Consider the following 20615-nt stretch of genomic DNA (forward strand, 5'->3'; position numbering starts at 1 on the left):
GCTGAGGCGTGGCAGAAAACCTGCTATTTCCGGGGCACGCACGCATGGCCAAACTGGTCGTCATTTCCAAATCGCTGACAGGTTTAACCCATGAGTTGGGCCGCCAATGGGTTACCGTAGGAAGATCTCCGGGAAACGCACTCCAACTGCCGGAGCCATCAGTTTCCGGACAGCATGCGGAGTTTCGGTGGAATGGCGAGGAACTCCTGGTTCGGGACATGCATTCCACCAATGGGACATTCATAGAAGGCAACCGTGTCAGCGAGGGGGTGCTCAAGCCGGGCAACACCATTCGGGTTGGCGAAGTCGAGTTGCGCCTGGAGTTGACCGCGGAAAAGCCCGTCCCGCCCGTGGTTCGGGTGGCTCCCGTGGCAGCGGCCAGTTCCACCACGAGGACGACAGCTTCGGATGGCGTGGCGGCGAGGCACAAGGTGCTGTTGGTGGATGACAGCATGGCATTCCTCGAAACCATCAGCGAATTGTTCGAGGCGCTGAGTGAAGGAACGTGGGAAATCCACAAGGCCGTGGCTGCCGATCAGGCGCTCGCCGTTTTGCAGCAACACCCGATTGAACTGGCGGTTCTGGACATCAACATGCCGTTGTTGGATGGCGTGCAGCTTTTGGGCATCGCGCATCGCCGGCATCCCGAGGTGAAGATGGTGGTGCTTACCGGCAACGCCAGTGAGAGCCGCCGGACAACCTGTCTGGCCACCGGTGCCGAATTGTTTCTGGAAAAGTCCGCCACGCCGGACGGGGCACGGTTCCTTTTCAATGTGCTCAATGATTTGCTGCTGTGGAAGCAACGCGAGGGGTTTTCCGGCACGTTGCGGCAGGTGGGACTGGCCGATGTGGTGCAAATCCAGTGTCTGGGCCGCAATTCATGCGTGCTGGAGGTTCGCACCGCGCAAGGCGGCGGGGAAATTTACATTCACGAGGGGGTGATTACGCATGCGCGAACCGGCGAGCTGACGGGGGTGCCGGCGTTGAACCGGCTGCTGGGGCTCAGTGCGGGCGAGTTTCACGTGAAGCCCTATCAGAGCCCGGTGGAAGTTACGATCAGCGGATCGTGGGAGATGCTGGTCATGGAAGCCGCGCGGCTGAGAGATGAGGAGAGGATTCAGCCGGCTGGCGACGACACGGTCCACCTGACCACCCTGCCTGCGCCAGCAGCTGACGGTGACTCTCAGCCGGAAACGGAGGACGTAACGGCGCCGGCAACTGAGCGTGAGAAGGAAGTGATCGATGAAATCACCGGCGATGGTTTTGTGGTGGTTTCAACTTACGACGGGGAATGGCACCTGACGAACGATCAAAAATAGAAACCCAGCCTTCGCCCTTTTCTCAAGCCGCTGCCTGCCCTTATCGATTTGCTCGCTACACCACCGGGCGGCTTGAGCGTTGCAGTATATCTCCCAGCACTGACCCCATCTCGCCGCAACGCGATTCCAGCCATTTGGCGTCATCCGGAATGGGGGCGGGGGCGCACTCGGGTTCATGCGTCAAATAATCGAGCCCGGCAAGATGCGCGGCGGTTCGCAACTGGGTCTGCACCAGATAATAGGCATCGCTCTCTCGCGGCCCTTCAATCAGTCCGATCAAGGCCCCCTCGCGGCCCCGGCGTTGACGGCTCCAGCCTTCCATCCACTCCGCGACATGTCGTTTCAGTCCAGGATCGGCTTCGGCCGCCACGATGATCATCTGGGCGGAGCACGCATGCTCGGCCGCCACGGAAGCCGCCTGCGGTTCGGCCAGTTGATCGAATGTGCACCAATGGATTTGAAAATCGATCCCCGGCCAGAAGCGGGCCACCATGTTCTCACACACTCGCATTGCGCGTCGGCGGGCTTCCGCGCTGTCAAACGTCACCAAGACCGACCAGCGTCCTTCACTTTCGGTCCCGGTCAAAGCTGAAGTTACGGGCAACATAGACGGACCTCCCGCAGTCAATGACTGCACTCTGGGTTCAACACAACATCGTCCGCGTTCGGGGAAATGCAACCAGTGGCAGCTCCGGTCAGGGCGAAAGCCGCGCGTGCTGCCAGTGGCCACCGGCATCGCGCGTGTAGCTGAAGCGGTCGTGCAGCCGGCTGGCCCGGCCCTGCCAGAATTCGATCCGTTCGGGAACCAGCACATAACCACCCCAATGCTCCGGCATCGGCACCGTGGTTTGGGCGAACTGGGCCTCCAGTTCGCGCATGCGGGTTTCGAGAAACTCGCGGTTTGGCACCGGGCTGCTTTGGTCGGATGCTACTGCGGCCAGCTGACTGCCCCGGGGCCGGCTGTGAAAGTAGGTTTCCGACTCTGCCCGTGGCAACTTGGAGACCCGGCCGGCAATGCAAACCTGCCGTTCCAGTTCCGGCCAGTAGAATGCGAGGGAAGCATTCGGGTTGTCTGCCAGTTCCCGGCCTTTGCGGCTGTGGTAGTTGGTAAAGAAGATGAACCCGCGTTCATCAGCCCCCTTCAGCAGAACCGTGCGCACGGAAGTTTTGCCCTCGGCGTTGACCGTGGCCAGCGCCATGGCGTTGGCCTCCAGGTTTGGGGCGCCGAACAACGCGGCGAAGCTTTTGTAAATCCCGATGGCAAACCGCCGCCACCGGCCGCCGGTGGATTTGGCGTGCAGCGCCTCGGCGAACCAGCGGTCGAACTGCCGCAGCGGATCGGCATCCAGCCCGCTGCGTTCGAGGTGGCCGGCGGTGTAGTCCCGGCGAATGTCGGCAATGGCCATGGCGGCTGACTTTAAACGCCCGGCGCCGGGCGGGCAATCTCGGGTGCGAAATGCAGCCGGCCGCACAAGTAATCCGCGATGCGCCACTGCAGAAAGGGGATGCACTTTGCCGGCGTGGCTTTGTTGCGGCGGGGCCACAGCGCGGTGAAATCGCGATCCAGTTGCTGAAGCTCGCGAATTGCCCGGGTGGCCAGTTGTTTGGCCGTGCCACGGGACCCACGCGCGAGCGCCTGTTGCCAGAGCATGAGATGGCAGGATTGGGCGGCCATGCGGGCGGCGAGATCCAGTTCCGCAACCAGCAGCATGCCGGAGGCGGTGTCGGGCCGGGCCCGCGCGAGCCGGCGGCGTTCGGTTTCGAGGCATGCCAAAGCGGCACGAAGGCCGGATGGCCGAACACGGGCGTAATACTTCAAACCGTCGCGGCAGAACAGCTCATGGGACTCCGGCAACGGAGCGGCCAGTGCGGCTCCGAGCGGTGTCGCGTTGGGTGTGTCATACCCCAGCCGGCGATGCGCCAATCCGAGTTCCAAGGCAGCCCGCGCCGTGTGGCCGCTCCGGTCGTTGAAAACCTCGCGGCTGGCCACCGCAAGCAGCGTGTCGTCATCGAGCGAACGGCTGTTCCAGCTCAGCGCGGCTCCGGCGAGCATCGGCAACCAGCTTACAGCGAGCGGCTGCGGGTGACCGCCATCTCCCCAGTCCGTGGTGAGGTAACCGATGGCGCCGCGCGCACGACCGGTCCGGGCGGCGGCCTTCAGGTTGGCGAAGGCGTTGTCGTGTTTGCCCACGAGCGTTGCCCACGTCGAAGTGCCGGGGCAAACGTAGAAGGGAATGCCGGCTTTGGCGAACTGCGCCGTTTCGCGGGCGAAGGGATGGTTGGCCTCGTAGCCCCAGTTCAACGCGATTACGTCCCGCGGCAATTTGCGGATGAGTTCCGGGTGATGCAGGATGATGTCGCCCCAGAACATCATGCGTCGGCCGCGCCGCGTCACTTCGCGGTGGATTTTTCTTACAAAATCGAGATAGACGCGCCCCTTGCCCCGCTTGGCGCAAAGCCTCTTGCTCTGGCCGCGCCCCAGATCCCAGGTCTCATCGCAGCCGACGTTGAAACAGGTGCTGCGAAAATGCGGGAGCAGTTCGTCGTAAAGCCGGCGCAGGAAGCGGAGTGAGCCCGGGTGGTTTGGCGCGAGCGTGGACGGATAACGCCAGAACGTGCCGCCGCCATCCGGCCACGGTGCCGCCATTTCGGCGAGTGGCTTCAACCGGGGATCGGCAAGAAATTCGCGCAAATGGCCGAAGGAATTTTGGTTGGGCACCAGGTCAATGCCGAGCCGGCGGCAATGGGCGTCAAGCCGGCGGATTTCCGCGCCGGTCAGCGCGCCCCAGTCACGCCAGACGGACTTGAAATCGCGATAGGCAAAAGTGTGTTCGGTGTAGAGCTGCAGTTCGTTGATTTTGAAATCGGCCAGCTTGTCGGCCAGATCGAGCAACGTTGCCAGCGTGGGCACGCGGCCCCGCGAAATGTCGAGCATCACGCCGCGACGCGGGAAATCTGGCCAGTCGCGGATGCGAAGAAACGGCAAGTGGCGTCCGTGTTCACGGAGCAACTGCCGCAGCGTGGCGATCGCTGCGCGCAAGCCGGGGAGTTCGTTGAACTCGATGAGCACGCCGCGATGGTCAATCGTGAGCGTGTAGAACTCCGTTTGTAGTTCCGACTTTAGCCGGTCCGTTTTTGCCGGAGCAGGAGACCGCCTAAAGGCGGGACTACGAACGGCGCGGATGTTCGCCGGGCGGGCGGTTGTTGCCCGCACTGTGTCAGCGGGAATGATGCTGATGCGGGGCTGGAGCCCGGCGCTCCAATGTTGTAGGCGTTCCCTGATGGTTCGCGCTTCGTCCGGATTCAGCGACTCGTCCAGTTCCAAGGTCGCGCGCCGAGGCAGGACAAGAATCCCCGCCAGCCGTTTGAGCGATCGGGGATAAGGCAGCAGGCGAAAGCGCATAAGACTGTCATCGAAGCCGAAGTATGTAGAACTTTGGGGTGTTGTCAGGTATGGTGGCCTGATTCAGCGTCGCCGAGAAAATATTATTGGAGCGATTGAATATGAAATTGGTGGCCACCGTGGACCATTGACTGCGAGGTAGTGCGAGGTTGGTGGTCTCCAAAAGATAATAGGTTCCGCCAAAGTTGCAGGCGGCGGTGAAGATCAGGTCGCCGCCCGGCGCAAGATTGTTGGTTAGACGGGGTGGAATCGGGGGATAAACTTGTTCAGGAAGCGCGGGATCGGTTGAAGTAAACCCATCGCCAAGTTGTTCCATGGAATTGCGGCCCATGGCCCAGACTGTGCCGTTCTCTTTTGTGAAGAGGCTATGTTCCTCCCCGGCGGCAATGGCGACCACGTTGCTTGCACAAATCAATTGCGGAACATTGGTGAAGCCGCCAACGCCAGTTCCCAATTCACCGTAAGAGTTGTCTCCCGTGCCCCAGAGGCTGCCATCAGCTTTCAGGAAAAGGCTATGGTATCGCCCGGCGGCTATCGCAATCACACCATTGGAAAGGATCAACTGCGGTCGGTTGGTGTTGCTGTAGGTGCCAATACCGAGTTGACCTGAGGTGTTGTTTCCCATGCCCCAGAGGCCCCCGTCGGTCGTAAGGAACAGGCTGTGATTATAGCCGCCGGCAATGGAGATAACGTTGCTGGTGACCACTTGCACTGGTCTATTGGTGAAGCCGATACTGCCATATCCCAACTGGCCGTAGTAGTTATCACCGAACGCCCACAGGCTCCCGTCGGATTTCACGAACAGACTATGGTTCCCTCCGGCAGAGATGGCCGTCACATCACTCGACACGATCTGCTTCGGTGAGCTGGTTGGGCTCGCTGTGCCATCGCCCAATTGCCGATAGCTGTTGTCCCCCATCACCCAGAGGCTGCCGTCAGTCTTCAGAACCATTGTGTGGAGATTGCCCCCGCTCACGGTCTTGACGCCTGAGGCTAGAATCATCTTCGGGCGATTTGTGTTATTCTGCGTGCCGTCACCCAACTGGCCCGATTGGTTGCATCCACATGCCCAAAGGCTGCTGTCGGATTTCAAGAACAGCGAATGCAACGCTCCCGCGAAGAGGCTCACTACTCCGTTGGTGGCGATGAGTCGCGGGCGGTAGATGCCGTCAAATGTCACCGTCGTCCCGTCCCCGAGTTGACCGTAGGAGTTGGCGCCCATGCTCCACACACTCCCATCGGAACTCAGGAACAGGGAGTGGAATTCGCCAGCGGCGAGGTTCGTTGAAGTCGTGGAGGCTGGGGCTGAAGCCTCGAGAAAAACTGCCATCAAAATCGCCAAGCCGGATGCGAATGCCAGTTTCACATCTTCCGCCTATTTCGAAATCATTCCCGAATTGCGGGCGTAGTTGAAAATCCCGCCGGCATCCACCACGGGGCGCACGTCGCCCAAGGGTTTGAAGTGATACACCTTGCCGGTGGCCTTCACCGTCACCGTGGTTTGATCGAGATCCACCGTCACCACGTCGCCGGTCTTGAGCACGTCGCAAAGACGTTCGGTCATTTCGCAGGGGTAAAGCTCGCCAGTGGCGACGCAGTTGCGGAAGAAAATGCGCGCGAAACTCTCCGCCAGCACGATCCGGCAGCTTGCCGAGCCCAATGCGATGGGTGCGTGTTCGCGGGAACTGCCGCAGCCAAAGTTTTTCCCCGCCACGACGATGGGATATTCGCTGTCCAACTGGCCGTCCTTCACATAGCGCGTCGCGTAGAGCGACTCCGGCAGCCCGCACAGCGCGTAACTGCCGAGTTTTTCATACTCTTCGGCGATGGTCGGCACGAGGTTCAAATACTGCGCGGGGATGATCTGGTCGGTGTCGATGTTGTCGCGCACCACATAGACCGGGCCTGTAAATACCGATTGCATTGGGCCAATTTGGGATGCGGGACGCGGCTTTTCAATCAGATTTGCGCGCGGGCCGAATTTGCCTCGCCCAGTCCGCGTCTGTGGTTTAGGTTCGCCGCGTCACCTGAACCCCGAATGCCTATGAAATTGAACCGCCGTCAGTTTCTGGAATCAACCGGACTTGCCGCCGGTTCGCTGTTGTTGGGCGCCGGCGCACTCGCCGCTGCGGAGCCAGGCAAACCGAAGGCCTTTGATGCCGCCGATAAAGTGGCGCTCGGCCAGTCGGGTCTCAAGGTAACCCGGCTCAGCCTGGGCACCGGTATGCACGGCGGCCAGCGGCAGTCGAATCAGACGCGCCTCGGGCAGGCGAAGTTCACCGAACTGGTGCGGGGGGCGCATGACCGGGGCTCGCGTTTCTTCGATCTGGCTGACCTTTATGGCTCGCACCCGTTTTTTGCCAGGGCCATGAGCGGTGTGCGGCGCGATGAGTATGCCATCACCACCAAGATCTGGTGGAATCGCGGTGGCATTCCCGAAGCGGAGCGCCCCGACGCGGACGTGGTGGTCGGCCGTTTTCTCAAGGAACTCAAAACCAACTATCTTGATCTAGTCTTGCTGCACTGCGTCACTTCCGGGCAGTGGCCCGACGAATTGCGCAAACAGATGGATCTGCTCGCGGGACTCAAAAAGAAGGGCGTCATCCGCGCGCATGGCGTTTCCTGTCATTCCCTGCCGGCCTTGCAGGCGGCGGCGAAGGAGCCTTGGGTGGACTCGATTCACGCGCGCATCAACCCCTATCACGCCCGCATGGACGGTTCCCCGGATGAGATTCTCACCGTGCTGCGCACCGCCAAGAACAACGGCAAAGGCGTCGTGGGCATGAAGATCATCGGTGAAGGCACGTTCCGCAACGACATGGACAAGAAAAAGGAATCCGTGCGCTTTGCCCTGCAAAGCGGCTGCGTTGATGTGCTGCTGGTTGGCTGTGAGAACCTGACGGAACTCGACGAGATTCGACAGTTCATTGCGGCGGTCCCGGCATGACGCGCGGCGCGGGGAATTCGGTGCTTCAGGAGGCCGCGACGAGCCGGCGTAATCCCGCCTGCAACGCGCGCTGGCAGGAGGATGTCAGGAGTTCGTTGTAAAGGAGACACGCGGCAACCCAGGCCGAAAAAATCAACGCGACCATCGTTTCGTGGTTGGTGCCCATCGCGAACAGCCAGGCCACGGCGAACGCCGTCCACGGGACGAGCATCGTCAGCACGAAAGCCCGCCCGGCTGCCTTCAACTGTGACGATTGGCGAAGTGCCTCGCGCAGGCCAACCCAGCGGAGCGTCTTGAAATCGCTCAGCGTAATGAGCGCTCCGCCGAGGAAGAAAGCCGAAAAGATCATGCCTGCGTCGGCGTCCATGTGGAGCTGCTTGCTGCCCACCAGCATGGCCAGTTCGAGCACGACGTTGGTGCTCAGGATGGTCAGCAAGGTTGCCCAATGCTGTCGTTTGAAGGCTTCATGATGCGCCTGCAGCATTTCCGCGTCGGTCACGGGCGTGACGAGAATCGCCTCCAGCGCCCCGCATTCCCGGTCCTTGTGCACGCGTTGCGTGGCGGCAAAAAGCAGTTGGACGCGCGTGAACAAGTGCAGCCCGTAGGCCGTGCAAAACGCGGCGATGAATCCCACCTCCCAGTTGTTCGTGGTGACAGATGTCAGCACCATCATCAGGAAAAAGGCCAGTGCGCCGCCGCGCACAAGTTTCACCCAGACCGGGTCAAATGCGTCGCGCGCCGCGAGCCAGAGCAGGGGAGCGGCGTGCATCGGCAAGGCCCACCACGGCAACGCCCGTGTGCGATGACGGTTCGGGCACGGGGTTTCTTCGGTGTCATGGGCCTCCGTTCCCGTGTCCGCCCACACCTGTGACAGTCGTCCACTGGCGATTGCCACCAAGCCAATCAGACCTGTCGCGAGGCAGAGGATGGAACCCCAAAAGATGCTGGCGCCTGCTCCCGTTACCGACGCCCGGCTTAGGCGGAAATTGGCGTCGAACGCGAAGATCAGGGCGGTCATGGGCGAGAGTTGCGCCACGCCGTAAAGGTTGCTGTGCCGGTGTGCCAGTCCCCGGAGCAATGGCGGCAGCCACGGCAGCAGGGCCAGCAAGAGCATCGTGATCATCGTGGCGAGAACGGCAGTCCGCGCGTCCCGCAGGTGTGTTGAATAGAACATCCCGCAGGCAAGGGAGAGGACCAGGGTCAGGGCGAGCACGAGCAGAAGGCGCAGCACTTCGCCCCAGAGCACGCTCCCGAGCAGCAGCGGCAGAAAAAACACCGGGAAAGCGCCCAGCAACGCGTAGCCCACCTGCAACGAATGCGTGACCATTTTGCCAAGGATGATTTCCCATGGGCGCAGTGGCGTCAGGAACAGCAGCCCCAGTGTTCCTTCGCGCTTCTCCCGTGTAATGGCGTCCGCCGTGAGATACGCGCCCGTGAACAGGCTCAGGCCAAATCCCGCGACGGCCAGACAAATCAGCACGGTCAGGCCCCGTTCGCGGGGGCTGATTTGTGGCAACAACATCCCAAAGGTGAACGCCAGGGTGGCGGCGATCCCGAATACCAGCCGCAAACGCCATGTTTCGCGGCGCCGCGCCGCGGCGCGCAATTCGCGGTAGATGATGGTTTGCAGGTTCACGGGGATGCCGCGCCAGCATGCGAAAACGTGCTGACCAATGCAAATATGTTGCCGCCACTTCGCTGCGAGTTCCATTCAGAGCTGGAGCCACCGTTCGGTTTCCGTAAGCTTGCTCGCGCAGGCGGAAATTTATTGCAAGCCATGAAGACGCAGATTCCCGAGCAGCTCAAGGCCGACGTGCCGCAAACCACCTGGGGCAAGATTCTCACCGCGACTCCGGTCATCATGACCGTGGTCGCCACCATGCTGGCCGGGCTGGCCTCCAGCGAAATGACCCGGGCGCAATACGACCGTTCGCTGGCCGCGCAGCAGCAGTCCAAGGCGGGCGACCAGTGGAATTTCTTTCAGGCCAAGCGTCTCCGGGCGTCCCTTCAACGCAGCACACTCGACACGGTGGAAGCCGTCGCTGCGGTGCATCCGCTCGACCTTGCGGCGCTTTCCGGGGTGGATCGTGTGCCAGGGGCGAAGGCGGCGTTGCAAACGGGCGAACTGCCGCCGCTCCCTGCGGCGCCCGCCGTGGAAACCAATTTGCAGGCGGCACTGACGGCGCTTGAAGGCGAACGCTCGGAGAGCGAAATCATGCCGCTCTTGCTGAAGGTCAGGCCGGAGACATTGGAGACCGCCTTGCGCGCCGCGCGGGACCGGGCGCTGGCCTACGATGCGGTGATCACGCCCATCAGTCGCGCCATCGACCAGATCGAAGCGGCTTTGGCCGGGAACGGTTCCGTGGAGCAGCGACGCGATTTTGCTGCGGCGCGGTTGCGTTACGCGGCGGCGCGCTACGATGCGGAAGCGCGGTTGAATCAGGCGATTGCCAGCCTTTACGAACTGCAGGTGCGGCAGGGCAATCACTCGGCGGAACGTCATCACAAGCGCAGCCAGCGTTTTTTCTTTGGCATGCTGGCGGCCCAGGCGGCAGTCATCATTTCGACATTCTCGCTCGCGGCCCGGCAACGCAGCATGCTGTGGTCGCTGGCGGCGGGCGCGGGCCTCGCGGCCATAGCCTTCGCCATCTACGTTTATCTCTACGTGTGACGCAGCGGCATCAGAAGCTGCTCTTGAACGGGAAGGTGTTTTTCACCGTGCTGGCGGCGTCGGCCGTTGGAACGCCGCGCGTGTCAGCCACCCCGGCGGCCAGCCCGGCGGCATATGCCGACGCGGCGGAGGTGCCGGTGATCAGCCACGGCTGGCCGTTGTAATACACCACGCTCGTGCCGGGGGCCACCATGTCCACAAAGCTCCCGTAGTTGGCGTAGCTGGCCTTGGCCGTGACGGCGATGGATTCCGGATAAGCCGCGGGAAAAAACGGCGTGGTGACCGGATCGTTGCCCGCCGCCGCGAAGACGGGGATCTGCTCGCCGGCAACCTGCGTGATGACACTGTGCAGAAACGTGCTGTCCGTGTAGCTGCCGAGGCTGAGGTTGATGATGGTGGCGCCGCCGTTCACCGCGCGGATGATGCCGCCGGCCACGTCGAAGGTCGTGGTGGTCGGGTTGGGACCGTAAACGTCCACCGGAAGAATTTGCACGCGGGTTTGTCCGGCCGTGGTGCCTTGCAACGCGCGGAGAATCGTCTCCGCCATCGAGGTTCCGTGCGTGGGTTCGCTGGATGACCTGGCTTCGCCGGCCACGGAGATTTGCGGCAGCAGGAACTGCTGCAACTCGGGGCCCAGCGATTGGAGGGCGGTGTCAATCAGCCCGACCACGACACGCCCATCGGCCGGCGGTGGATTCAACTTCAACTGGACCGGGCCCACGGAAGTCCCGGCCAGCCGCTGCGCGGAGGGCGGTTGATCCACGAAGTAATTGTAATCCGTGCTGTCCACGTCCGGGTTGCCGGCCAGTTCGGTGCGGGCGGTCTCCATGGCGGCAGCATCGTCAAACTCGAGCAGGTAGGCGTTCAAGTCGCCAATGCGCGCCTTGACCTTGGCGCCCAGCTTGCGGGCCAGCGCCTCGATGCTGGCGCCCGGCTTGAGGCGGACGATGAGCTGGGTGGGCGCATACTTCGTGGCGTGGATCACCGGTTCGGCGGCGGCGGGCTGAATCTCCAACGTCGCGGCGTCGCGTGTGGTGCGGAACACGAAGAGCTTGGTGGCGGCGTCCGTTTGCGGCACAAACGCATAATTCAAATCCCCCAGCAGAATGCGCATGGCCTCACCGCGCGCGCGGCCATTGAAATGGGCGGTGAACGTCTTGCCGGGAGTCGGCTCCAGGTAGATGTGCCAGCCGGTTTGTTTCGCAATTTGCCCGAGCGTTTCAATCAGCGGCGCGCCGTCCAAATTCACATCGAGCGTCTCCTGATCCGCGTGCCAGCGCACCCCGCCGTTCGCGCGCATCGCCCCGCCGGCCAGCAGCAGCGCCGCCAGCAGAACGCCAAGCCCCCGCGCAAAGTTCCAGGTGGTTTTCATGGTGATTTACCCATCAGACGCACAGTGACCATGTTCAGTTCGAAATTGTTCCCGCGCAACCGAAACCTTGCGCGGGCGGCCGTCATTCGGGGTGGATTAGCCTTGCGACCGGGAATCGAGGGTTGGTAGGGTTTTCAGCAGCTTATGGCAGCCATCGGCCGGTTTCAAAGGGGCGAGGAAACCTTCCACGCGAAAGTGGTGGATGGCGAATTGTTCAAGCTGCGCGGCGACGTCTTCGGTTCGCCTTCCTTCGACAAAAAACCTACCCCCTGGAAAGGCGTCCGCACACTGGTGCCCATTGTGCCCTCCAAGATCATCTCCGTGGGCGTCAATTACGCCGACCACGCCCGCGAAATGGGCCGCACCCCGCCGAAGGATCCCCTGATCTGGTTCAAGGCCACCACGTCGCTCATCCCCGATGGGGCGAAAATTGAGCTGCCGTTTCCCAAGCATCGCAACGATTACGAAGCCGAGCTGGCGGTGGTCATTGGCCGGAAGATCCGGAACGTGACGCCGGCGGCGGCCTCCCGTTACATCCTCGGCTACACGGCCGCGCAGGACATTACGGACCGCACCATCCAGGCGGCCGAAAGCCAGTGGGCCCGCGCGAAGTCGTTTGACACCTTCACGCCACTGGGACCTTACATCGAGACCAAGATCGACCCGCACGAATTGAGCATCCAACTGTTCCAGAACGGCCAGCTCCGGCAGAACTCAAACACCTGCCAGCTCATTTTCAACTGCTACCAGCTGGTCAGTTTCATCTCCACGAACATCACCCTCCTGCCGGGCGACGTCATTCTCACCGGCACACCTGGCGGCATTGCTCCCATTCAAAGCGGCGACCGCCTCGAAGTGCGGATTCAGGGCCTCGCGCCGCTGGTCAACACGGTGAAGTAAACTGCGCCCGCTCGAATCTCACTGCGCCCCTTCAGATTGAAAGCGGTGGTATCCACCGCAGTCCAAAACGATGGCGCGTTGGTTGGGCCGCATGAAAGTCGCCAAGTTGCAACGAGGCTTCATTCCACTGTTGATTTCGATTCCTCGCGGCTTTGCGTCTTTGTGTTTGGCCCCGACTTTGCCCGGAGCGCCGGCGTCCCCGCCGGCTTGTGCCGATCGATTCACGGCTCGCGTTCAATTCTGGTTTGATCGAACCGTCAATCTGCCCGTTTGTCCCAAGCCGCCGGGGACGGCGGCGCTCCCAAGGCCGTAAAGCGTCTTGGAGTGCGCCAGTCCTCTGGCGCTTTGGCGGCAAGCAAGGACCGAACGTGCCGAAGGCACGATGGAAATTAGCCAGCCACGTGAGTGGCTGGGTGGGGTGGAGTGATGATTCGTGCCGGAGGGCACGGTGGAGCAGGGCGTGATTCCCGGCGTCCCTTCAGGACGTGACGATTTTGCGGGCGGCTGACCAGCCACGTTGTGGCTGGCTAATTTCCGGTTGTCCCGTTGGGACGAAGCCGAGGCTGTGCGCCAGCCCGCTGGCGCTTTGGAATCAAATCACCGCTTTATTCGCCCCAACCCCAGACTAGATGATTTGAATTATGGATAATTCATTCCCGAACCATTTGAATGAACAACGAAAAAACCAAAACATTCGTAAAAGGCCAACATCCAAACGCCGGCATCCCGCGTTTCGTCAACATGACGCCAGCATTGAAAGGCGCGTTGGCCACATTCGAAATGCTCCGCTTGTTTTAGCGTCGCTATCAATCTCAACTGCCTATCGAACGGTTTTGGGTGAATATCAATCACGTCAAAATTTGATTGGTAGTAATCAAATCTTGGGTGAAGTGCAAACAGTAGCCCCTTCGTGATCCGAATCATGCCCTGATGGAATTCGTGTGCGGGGATGCGTGCTCGGGCGAGGCCGGGGTGATCTGCTAACGTTTGCATCGAAGCGAGAAGGCTTTCGAAAAATCTCATTTGCCGACCCTTTGCCATCGTTCCCCCGAATACCTCTTGTTCTAGGATTTTCTGTCCTACCTCATTTCGGTCAAATGGAGTTGTAGCGGCAATCCGTAGCCGCTCATCGAATCCGGAATGTTGGTTGTTGCATCGGAAGCAGCAAGGAACGGCGATGAGGTTGGTCGGTTTCGGTGGCAGGAAAAGTCCAGATGGAGGAACGTGGTCGCGGGTTCTAAAATCCGCAGATGGTCGTTCGCCAGAGCGCAGCGCATAGCTCCGAACTGGTATCCCACACAGATAGCACCGTTCATCGTGCTTACCGGACTTCTTTGATTTCACGACGCCAACCATTTTCAGTCTTTATCCAAACTACCCTAGTCAGCGCTTTGTCCAACTCCTTCTTGATGCGTCCACGCGCGCGGTCAATCACGTCACCAATCAGTTCTAAAAACCCGGTGGCGTCTTGTGGTGTTGCCTGAACGAGGCAATTTCGAACGAGTTGTTTGCGGAGTAATTCGTAGGTCCATTTCTCCTGCTGGCGATCAAGCAGGTAGGACGCTGCGTATTCTTCAAGACGCGCGCGCAAAGAGCTCTCTGACAGCATCCCGCGTGTCTTGTGAAAGTCCTTTCTCACGAATTCGTTTTCGCAGGCGCTGCGCAAATCTGCCCCAGCAAAGCTAAAAAGGCGTGCGAATGTGGCCTTGTCGGGGATTCCTTTGCCAAGCCTCCACGATAAATCAATCACTGGAAATACAACGAAAAAGGCGACAAGCTCGTCTCGCAGAAGTCCATCATTGGGCTTCGCTAAATTCAGAAAATGGGTCGTCATCTTTAGCGAAGTGTCCCGGATTACTCCTTTCAGGGTCAGATCATCCTGCGCTGCAAATGCAGTGAGGAATTCCTCGATGCTCTGAGGCCTTTCGGAATAGTCGAGGCTCAATGCGCTATCGATAAGATGAAGCAGTCTGCCGCTGATGCGGCCTTGCCCTACCTCGACTGCTGGACGAAGTGAGTCTTCGCGCAACCTGTTTGGGGCCGGGAGCGGAGGCTTTCCTGTGACGAGTTCGTAGAGAGTCGCACCGATTGCGTAAATGTCTGTCCACGGTCCTAATCGCCCGCCCGGCATGAGCTGTTCTGGCGGTGCGTAGGCGGGTGTAGCGATGACCTGATGTTCAGTGCTTGAATCCACCTGAAACTGGACGGCGGCTCCAAGGTCTATCAACACGGGATTCCCATCGCCCCTGACGATTATGTTGTCAGGCTTGATGTCCCGGTGAACTAGTCCTGCCATATGCATTGCGAGAACCCCTTGGAAAAGCGGCTCTGCTATTCCAGCAATCTCCTCATCTGCAAAATTCGATCCCCTCTTCAGTATCAAATCACGCAGAGTAAGGCCGGTTTCGAAGCTCATCGCGAAATACGCCGTTGAATGAGCCTCGAAGAATCGCGTGACCCGAACGATGTTTGGGTGATTAAACTTCGCCAGTCGCCGGACTTCGGCCAAGAATTCGCGTTTTCCCTCCTGAAACCTTGGGGCTAGGACAGGACAAATCGGTTTCAAATCACCACCATTTCCCCTCGCGACAAGCCCACGGGGAGCAAATTCCTTGATGACGCAAAAATTTTGTAGGTTCCGATCTCGGCAAAGATACGTGATTCCGAACCCGCCCCTGCCGAGGACTTTTACGACTTCATATTCAAGAAACCTGCTGCCGGGAGCGAACGGCGTCGTCGGCTGGAAGGTCGGCCCAGCAGGTTTGCCTTGCCCTAAAATCTTATCGAAAAGTCCCATGCAATTTGGCGCGCCGAGTTTGGAGGAGGTGGGGTTGCCATTTCAACGCCAGAGACGGATTAATTGCCTTTCAATTTTTCCTAGTTCCCCCCGCCCGTGATTCGTAGTCTCTGCGCCCATGCGTTGGACACAGACATTCATCCCGACACTGAAAGAATCGCCGGCGGACGCGGAGATCGCGTCGCACAAGCTGCTGCTGCGCGCGGGGCTCATCCGCAAGCTCGGTGCGGGCGTTTATACCTTCCTGCCTCTCGGCTTGCGCGCGTTGCGCAAGGTGGAGCAGATCGTCCGCGAGGAGATGGATCGCGCCGGGGCGATGGAGGTGCTCATGCCCGCCATCCAGCCGAAGGAAATCTGGGAGCAGAGCGGGCGTTACGAGACGGCGAGCGGCGTGCTCTTCAAGGTGAAGGACAGCGCGCAACGCGACTGGGTGCTCAGCCCGACGGCCGAGGAGGTCATCACGTCGCTGGCGGCGAACGAGATCAGTTCGTATCGCCAGTTGCCGAAGAATTTTTACCAGGTGAGCCTGAAATTCCGCGATGAGATCCGTCCGCGCTTCGGCCTGATGCGCGCGAAGGAGTTCATCATGAAAGACGCGTATTCGTTCGATACGACGGACGAGGGCGCGATGGCGAGCTATCACAAGATGTATGACGCCTACAAACGCATCTTTGCGCGGTGCGGCCTGAAGGCGTTCCCGGTCGAGGCGGACACGGGCGTGATCGGCGGCAATTACTCGCACGAGTTCATGGTGCCGGCCGAGACGGGCGAGAATGACGTGGTGTATTGCGAGGCGTGCGGTTACGCGGCGAACATTGAGAAGGCGACGAGCGGCCTGCCGAAGACGGCGCCCCGCGAGATCGGCGCGGCGGTGGAGAAATTCCCGACGCCCGGCGTGGTGACGATCGAGGCGCTGGCGAAGGAGCCTTACAAGGTCGCGGCGAACCGGCAGATCAAGACGCTGGTTTACATCCTGGACAGCAAGCCGGTGATCATCCTCGTGCGCGGCGACGATCAGTTGAACGAGACGAAGCTCATGGCGCGCACGGGTGCCGTGGCGGCGCGGCCCGCGACGGTGGATGAGATTGTGGCGTTGCTCGGCGCGAAGCCGGGTTCGCTCGGCGCCGTGGTGAACGTGCCCGCAGAGGTTCCGGTTTACGCCGATGAACGCCTGCAAGGCGCGAACGACATGACGACGGGCGCGAACGAGGACGGTTTCCATTTCCGCAACGTCTCGATGGAGCGCGACATCAAGGTGACGCAATGGTTCGACCTGCGCACCGTGAAGGTGGGAGAGCCGTGCGTGAAGTGCGGCAAGCCGGTGAAGATCCAGCGCGCCATCGAGGTGGGCCACGTCTTCAAGCTCGGCACGAAATACAGCGAGAAACTGAACGCGCTCTACCTCGACGAAGCGGGCAAGCAGCATCCGGCGGTGATGGGTTGCTACGGCATCGGCGTGACGCGCACGTTGCAGGCGGTCATCGAGCAGTCAAACGACAAGGACGGCATCATCTGGCCCGTCGGCACGGCGCCTTACACGGTCTGCATCACGCCACTGAGCGTGAAGCCCGACAGCGACGTGATGAAGCTCGCGGAGAAATATTACGCCGAACTTACAGCGAAAGGTGTGGATGTCATCCTCGACGACCGCGATGAACGGCCCGGGTTCAAGTTCAAGGATTCAGAGCTGGTCGGATTCCCCATCCGCATCGGCATCGGCGAGAAATCTCTGGCGAAGGGCGAGGTGGAGATCAAGCCGCGTGCCGGAGCGCTTGCTGCGGTGAAGAGTGAGGATGCCATCACGAAGGTGATGGAACTGATCGCCGCGGGTCAAACCGCCTAACCGATCGCCGCCATGCAACGCACGCTGCGCCAACCGGGCTTCTGGCTGGCGTGCGGGCTGATGGCGATTGGCATTGCGAGCCAGGGGATCCTGGCCGCAGTGCTGGCCCTGGTGGACATCGTGTGGCGGCAGGCGGGTTTCGGTGCCCTGCAGCTTGAGCGGGATCCGCTGGCGGAAGGCATCATCAATCTGCTGGCACTCGGGCTGGCGATCGGCGTCGGCCTGCTCGTCAACCGCCTCCCGCCGCGCCGCGCCTTTCCCTTCACCCCCATTCCACGTCCGGCGTGGGGCTGGTTCGTGTTGGTGGTCGTTGGGGCGGCCATCGTGCTGTCGGAGGTGGACAATCTATTCCGCTGGCTGCTGCCGCCGCCTCGCTGGGTGGTCGAGATGATGGCGGAGATTTTTCTGGTCCGGGGCCGGTTTGGCTCGATGTTTTTCACGATCGTCATCGTGGCGCCGGTGATGGAGGAGTTGCTGTTTCGCGGCCTCATTTTGCGGGGATTGCTTGGGCGGTTTCGTCCGTGGACGGCGGTGCTGATGAGCGCCATGCTGTTTGGTTTGATGCATGTGAACCCGTGGCAGATGGTGCCAACATTTTTTCTGGGATGGGTGTTCGGCTGGTTTTACCTGCGCACCGGTTCGCTGTGGCCCTGTGTAGCGGCTCACGCCCTCAACAATCTGCTGTTCCTGGTGGTGATCAGCGCGCCGTTTGGCTTGTGGCAGCCGACGCAGGCGGAGGAACTCGCAGCGGCGAGGTTTCAGCCGTGGTGGCTCGATGTCGTGGGCGGCGGCGTGCTGGCGCTGGGGCTCTGGCAGTTCCGGCGGGCCACGGCTGCGCTGGCGGACGAAGGGAGCGTTCATGACCGGCCAATGACTGCACCGGATTTGCCGCCCGTGTTGCCAACGTGATTGGTCTACCGGCGGGAACGCGGCTGTGCGTCGAGGGCGTTGCGGATGGCGCGGGCGAGCACATCCAAATTGTAGGGCTTCTGCACGAAGGTGATGTTCTTGTTTCCGCTCAGTTCATCCGAGATGTCGTCCACGCTGTAGCCGCTGGCGATGACGACGGGGAGGCGCGGCCGCTCCCGGATGAGTTGCTTGGCAAGGTCGCGGCCGCTCATGCCGCCAGGCATCACCATGTCCGTGAGCACAAGGTTGATGGCCCCGGACTCACTTTTCCACAAGGCCAGCGCCTCGGCGGCCGAGGCGGCCTGCAGGTGTTTGTAACCGAAACTTTCGAGGATTTGCACGGCCATCTCGCGCAGCTCCGGCTCATCTTCGACCACCAGAATGGTCTCGTCGCCGCCCGGGGCGGGCGCGTTGATGGGCAGTTCCTGCTGGATGACTTCCGTGTCCGGCTGCCGGGCGGCCACCGGCAAATACACGCTGAACGTGGTGCCGGTGCCGACTTCGCTGGCCACTTCCACCCAGCCTTCGTGTTGTTTGACGATGCCGTAAACCGTGGCGAGACCGAGCCCCGTGCCTTTGCCCACTTCCTTGGTTGTGAAGAACGGCTCGAAGATCCGGTTGATGGTTGCCTGATCCATGCCGGTGCCGGTGTCCGACACATCGAGGCGAATGAAGGTGCCCGGACGACCCTGCGGATGCAGGTGGATGTCCTCCTCGTTCAGCTGGGTGACCTTGGTGTGAATGCACACCGAACCGCCGGCGGGCATGGCATCGCGGGCGTTGACGACCAGATTCATGATCACCTGTTCGATTTCGTTTTTGTCACCGTCCATGCGCGGCAGGCTGGCGGTGGGGGAGAATTCGAGAATGACCGTTTCCCCGAGCAGCCGGCGGAGCATGTCACTCATGCCCTGCACCACCTGCGTCAAATCCAGCGGCACAGTCTGCTTCACGTTCTTGCGGGAAAACATGAGCAACTGGCGCGTCAACCCCGCCGCCCGCTCGGCCGCGAAGTAAATGGCCTCCGCCGAATCCTGGGCGCTGGCCGTGAGGCCGGCCTTTTTCAACAGGATGCCGGCGTGTCCCTGGATGACGGTCAGCATGTTGTTGAAATCATGCGCCACGCCGGCGGCCAGTTGACCGATGGCCAGCATCTTGTCCGCCTGCCGCAGACTGGCTTCGAGCTTCACCTGCTCCGTGGTGTCGGTGATGTAACAATGCACGAGGTGGTCCTGGGACACGGGATGAATCAGCCACGACAGTGTGCGCCCGTTCAGCTGGGTGTCGAAACTGAGGTGGTTCTGGCCGGATTCGAGGGCGTGATCCACCAGTTCGAGGACGTTCTCGGGCAGCAGTTCGCGCGGATGGGTGCGGCCGGTTTCGTGCGCGAGCTTGAACGCGGCATCATTGGCATAAGTGATCTTGCCGGACTGGGTGATTTCCACCGCGGGTGTCGGGTTCAACTGGGCGAACACCGCGCGCTTCTGGATTTCGGCCTCGGCCCGTTTGCGGTCGAAGGTCATGGCCAGCAGGTTTGCCACGGCGCGCAGAAACTGTTCGTCGTCGTCGGTGAATTCGTGCGGTTTCGCCAAATGCGCCCCCAGCACGCCGTAGGGGCGTTTGCGGTTTTGCCCGATGATGGGAACCGTGACCCCGCTGACGGCGCCGTGGGAACGGGCGAGGGTGGAGGAGGGAAAGCGCTGATCGGTGTGATAATTTTGCACGCGGATGGCTTCGAGCAACTTGATGGCACAGCCGGGCAGCGAATCGGGTGTGGCCTCTTGAAGCACCTGTCCAACCAAACCTTCCTTCCATCCCGCACTGGCCCGCAGGGTGAATTCGTGACGATGCGCGTCGAACTCAAGCACCTCGCAAAAATCCACCTCCAGCGTTTGTGACACCAGGTTGACGGACTGCCCCATCAGCGCATCCACGTCGTTCGTCGTAAGTGCAAACTGGCCGAGGGCCGCCACGGCTGTCTGTTGCTGGGCGCGGGTGCGCAAGGCCCGGTCCACCGCCTCCCGTTCCCGGGCCCGCTCCTCCAGGGTTTCGGCCATGCGGTCGATGCTGCGCGCCAGTTCGCCCAGTTCGCCCGTTTCGTGCGCGAAGCCGGTGCGCGCCGACAGATTCCCGCGGGCCAGGCGCGTGGTCGTTTCCAGCAGCACCCGCACCTGCCGGATGATGAACCGCTCCCCGCCGAACCACGCGGCCGCCAGCGCCAGCAGCCCCGCGGCAAAGCCGGCGATCTCGATCCCCACGATGAACGCCACGAGCCAGCCGATCACCACCGCAATGAACACGGTTCCGACCAGACGGGCGCGCAAACTGGAAAATCGAATCATGCCGGCCAAGAATGTCGGGGCGACTGTATCGTCCGGTCGGAGGGGGCGCAAAGTGATTTGCAGCGCCGTTACGGCCGCGGTTGCAAACCGGCCAGGCGGCGCGAGATGCGCG

16 protein-coding genes are annotated in these 20615 nt (G+C 61.3%); 6 read left to right on the forward strand and 10 right to left on the reverse strand.

Going from position 1 to position 20615, the window contains the following annotated elements; all coding sequences use genetic code 11:
• The first annotated feature begins 44 nt into the window (after nucleotides 1–44).
• The gene (locus VFV96_14910) at nucleotides 45–1319 is read left to right on the forward strand and encodes a response regulator (GenBank protein HEU5071693.1); all 1275 of its coding nucleotides are present in this window, start codon (nucleotides 45–47) and stop codon (nucleotides 1317–1319) included.
• Nucleotides 1320–1374: 55 nt separating this feature from the next.
• Here the strand turns inward: VFV96_14910 and VFV96_14915 are convergent, their stop codons facing one another.
• The 5 genes from VFV96_14915 to VFV96_14935 form a co-directional block, all read right to left on the reverse strand.
• Nucleotides 1375–1812 carry a hypothetical protein gene (locus VFV96_14915; protein HEU5071694.1) on the reverse strand — a complete coding sequence of 146 codons (438 nt, stop codon included), beginning with the start codon at nucleotides 1810–1812 and terminating at the stop codon, nucleotides 1375–1377.
• A gap of 202 nt (nucleotides 1813–2014) precedes the next feature.
• A complete protein-coding gene (gene pdxH / locus VFV96_14920) occupies nucleotides 2015–2725 on the reverse strand; it encodes a pyridoxamine 5'-phosphate oxidase (protein HEU5071695.1) in 711 nt (236 codons plus the stop codon).
• Between the two features lie 11 nt (nucleotides 2726–2736).
• Nucleotides 2737–4722, reverse strand: a complete 1986-nt coding sequence (locus VFV96_14925; protein ID HEU5071696.1) for a family 20 glycosylhydrolase — start codon at nucleotides 4720–4722, stop codon at nucleotides 2737–2739.
• A gap of 7 nt (nucleotides 4723–4729) precedes the next feature.
• Nucleotides 4730–6088 carry a hypothetical protein gene (locus tag VFV96_14930; protein ID HEU5071697.1) on the reverse strand — a complete coding sequence of 453 codons (1359 nt, stop codon included), beginning with the start codon at nucleotides 6086–6088 and terminating at the stop codon, nucleotides 4730–4732.
• A gap of 9 nt (nucleotides 6089–6097) precedes the next feature.
• Nucleotides 6098–6646 (reverse strand): 3-isopropylmalate dehydratase, encoded by a 549-nt coding sequence (locus VFV96_14935; protein HEU5071698.1) that lies wholly within the window; start codon nucleotides 6644–6646, stop codon nucleotides 6098–6100.
• Nucleotides 6647–6766: 120 nt separating this feature from the next.
• On the opposite strand from VFV96_14935, the gene VFV96_14940 reads away from it, so the two are divergent.
• On the forward strand, nucleotides 6767–7669 hold the full coding sequence (locus VFV96_14940) for an aldo/keto reductase (protein HEU5071699.1): 903 nt from the start codon (nucleotides 6767–6769) through the stop codon (nucleotides 7667–7669).
• 25 nt (nucleotides 7670–7694) lie between these two features.
• Here VFV96_14940 and VFV96_14945 read toward each other — a convergent pair whose 3' ends face one another.
• Complete coding sequence (locus VFV96_14945) at nucleotides 7695–9305, reverse strand: ABC transporter permease subunit (GenBank protein ID HEU5071700.1); 1611 nt, start codon at nucleotides 9303–9305, stop codon at nucleotides 7695–7697.
• Between the two features lie 141 nt (nucleotides 9306–9446).
• On the opposite strand from VFV96_14945, the gene VFV96_14950 reads away from it, so the two are divergent.
• Nucleotides 9447–10340 carry a DUF4337 family protein gene (locus VFV96_14950; GenBank protein ID HEU5071701.1) on the forward strand — a complete coding sequence of 298 codons (894 nt, stop codon included), beginning with the start codon at nucleotides 9447–9449 and terminating at the stop codon, nucleotides 10338–10340.
• Nucleotides 10341–10350: 10 nt separating this feature from the next.
• Here VFV96_14950 and VFV96_14955 read toward each other — a convergent pair whose 3' ends face one another.
• A complete protein-coding gene (locus VFV96_14955; GenBank protein HEU5071702.1) occupies nucleotides 10351–11712 on the reverse strand; it encodes a S8 family serine peptidase in 1362 nt (453 codons plus the stop codon).
• A gap of 144 nt (nucleotides 11713–11856) precedes the next feature.
• Here VFV96_14955 and VFV96_14960 point away from each other — a divergent pair, with 144 nt between their 5' ends.
• Entirely contained in the window at nucleotides 11857–12612 is a 756-nt protein-coding gene (locus tag VFV96_14960; GenBank protein ID HEU5071703.1) for a fumarylacetoacetate hydrolase family protein, read from the forward strand.
• Nucleotides 12613–13251: 639 nt separating this feature from the next.
• On the opposite strand, the gene VFV96_14965 is transcribed toward VFV96_14960, so the two are convergent.
• Both VFV96_14965 and VFV96_14970 read right to left on the reverse strand, forming a co-directional pair.
• Entirely contained in the window at nucleotides 13252–13956 is a 705-nt protein-coding gene (locus tag VFV96_14965) for a hypothetical protein (GenBank protein ID HEU5071704.1), read from the reverse strand.
• The gene (locus VFV96_14970; protein HEU5071705.1) at nucleotides 13934–15409 is read right to left on the reverse strand and encodes a serine/threonine-protein kinase; all 1476 of its coding nucleotides are present in this window, start codon (nucleotides 15407–15409) and stop codon (nucleotides 13934–13936) included. The genes VFV96_14965 and VFV96_14970 overlap by 23 nt, the downstream gene beginning before the upstream one ends.
• Before the next feature lie 118 nt (nucleotides 15410–15527).
• On the opposite strand from VFV96_14970, the gene VFV96_14975 reads away from it, so the two are divergent.
• Nucleotides 15528–17252, forward strand: a complete 1725-nt coding sequence (locus VFV96_14975) for a proline--tRNA ligase (protein HEU5071706.1) — start codon at nucleotides 15528–15530, stop codon at nucleotides 17250–17252.
• Nucleotides 17253–17264: 12 nt separating this feature from the next.
• Entirely contained in the window at nucleotides 17265–18161 is an 897-nt protein-coding gene (locus VFV96_14980; GenBank protein ID HEU5071707.1) for a type II CAAX endopeptidase family protein, read from the forward strand.
• 5 nt (nucleotides 18162–18166) lie between these two features.
• Here VFV96_14980 and VFV96_14985 read toward each other — a convergent pair whose 3' ends face one another.
• The gene (locus tag VFV96_14985) at nucleotides 18167–20503 is read right to left on the reverse strand and encodes an ATP-binding protein (GenBank protein ID HEU5071708.1); all 2337 of its coding nucleotides are present in this window, start codon (nucleotides 20501–20503) and stop codon (nucleotides 18167–18169) included.
• Nucleotides 20504–20615 lie beyond the last annotated feature (112 nt).

It is taken from the genome of Verrucomicrobiia bacterium (genome assembly GCA_035765895.1).
GTDB lineage: Bacteria > Verrucomicrobiota > Verrucomicrobiia > Limisphaerales > DSYF01 > DSYF01.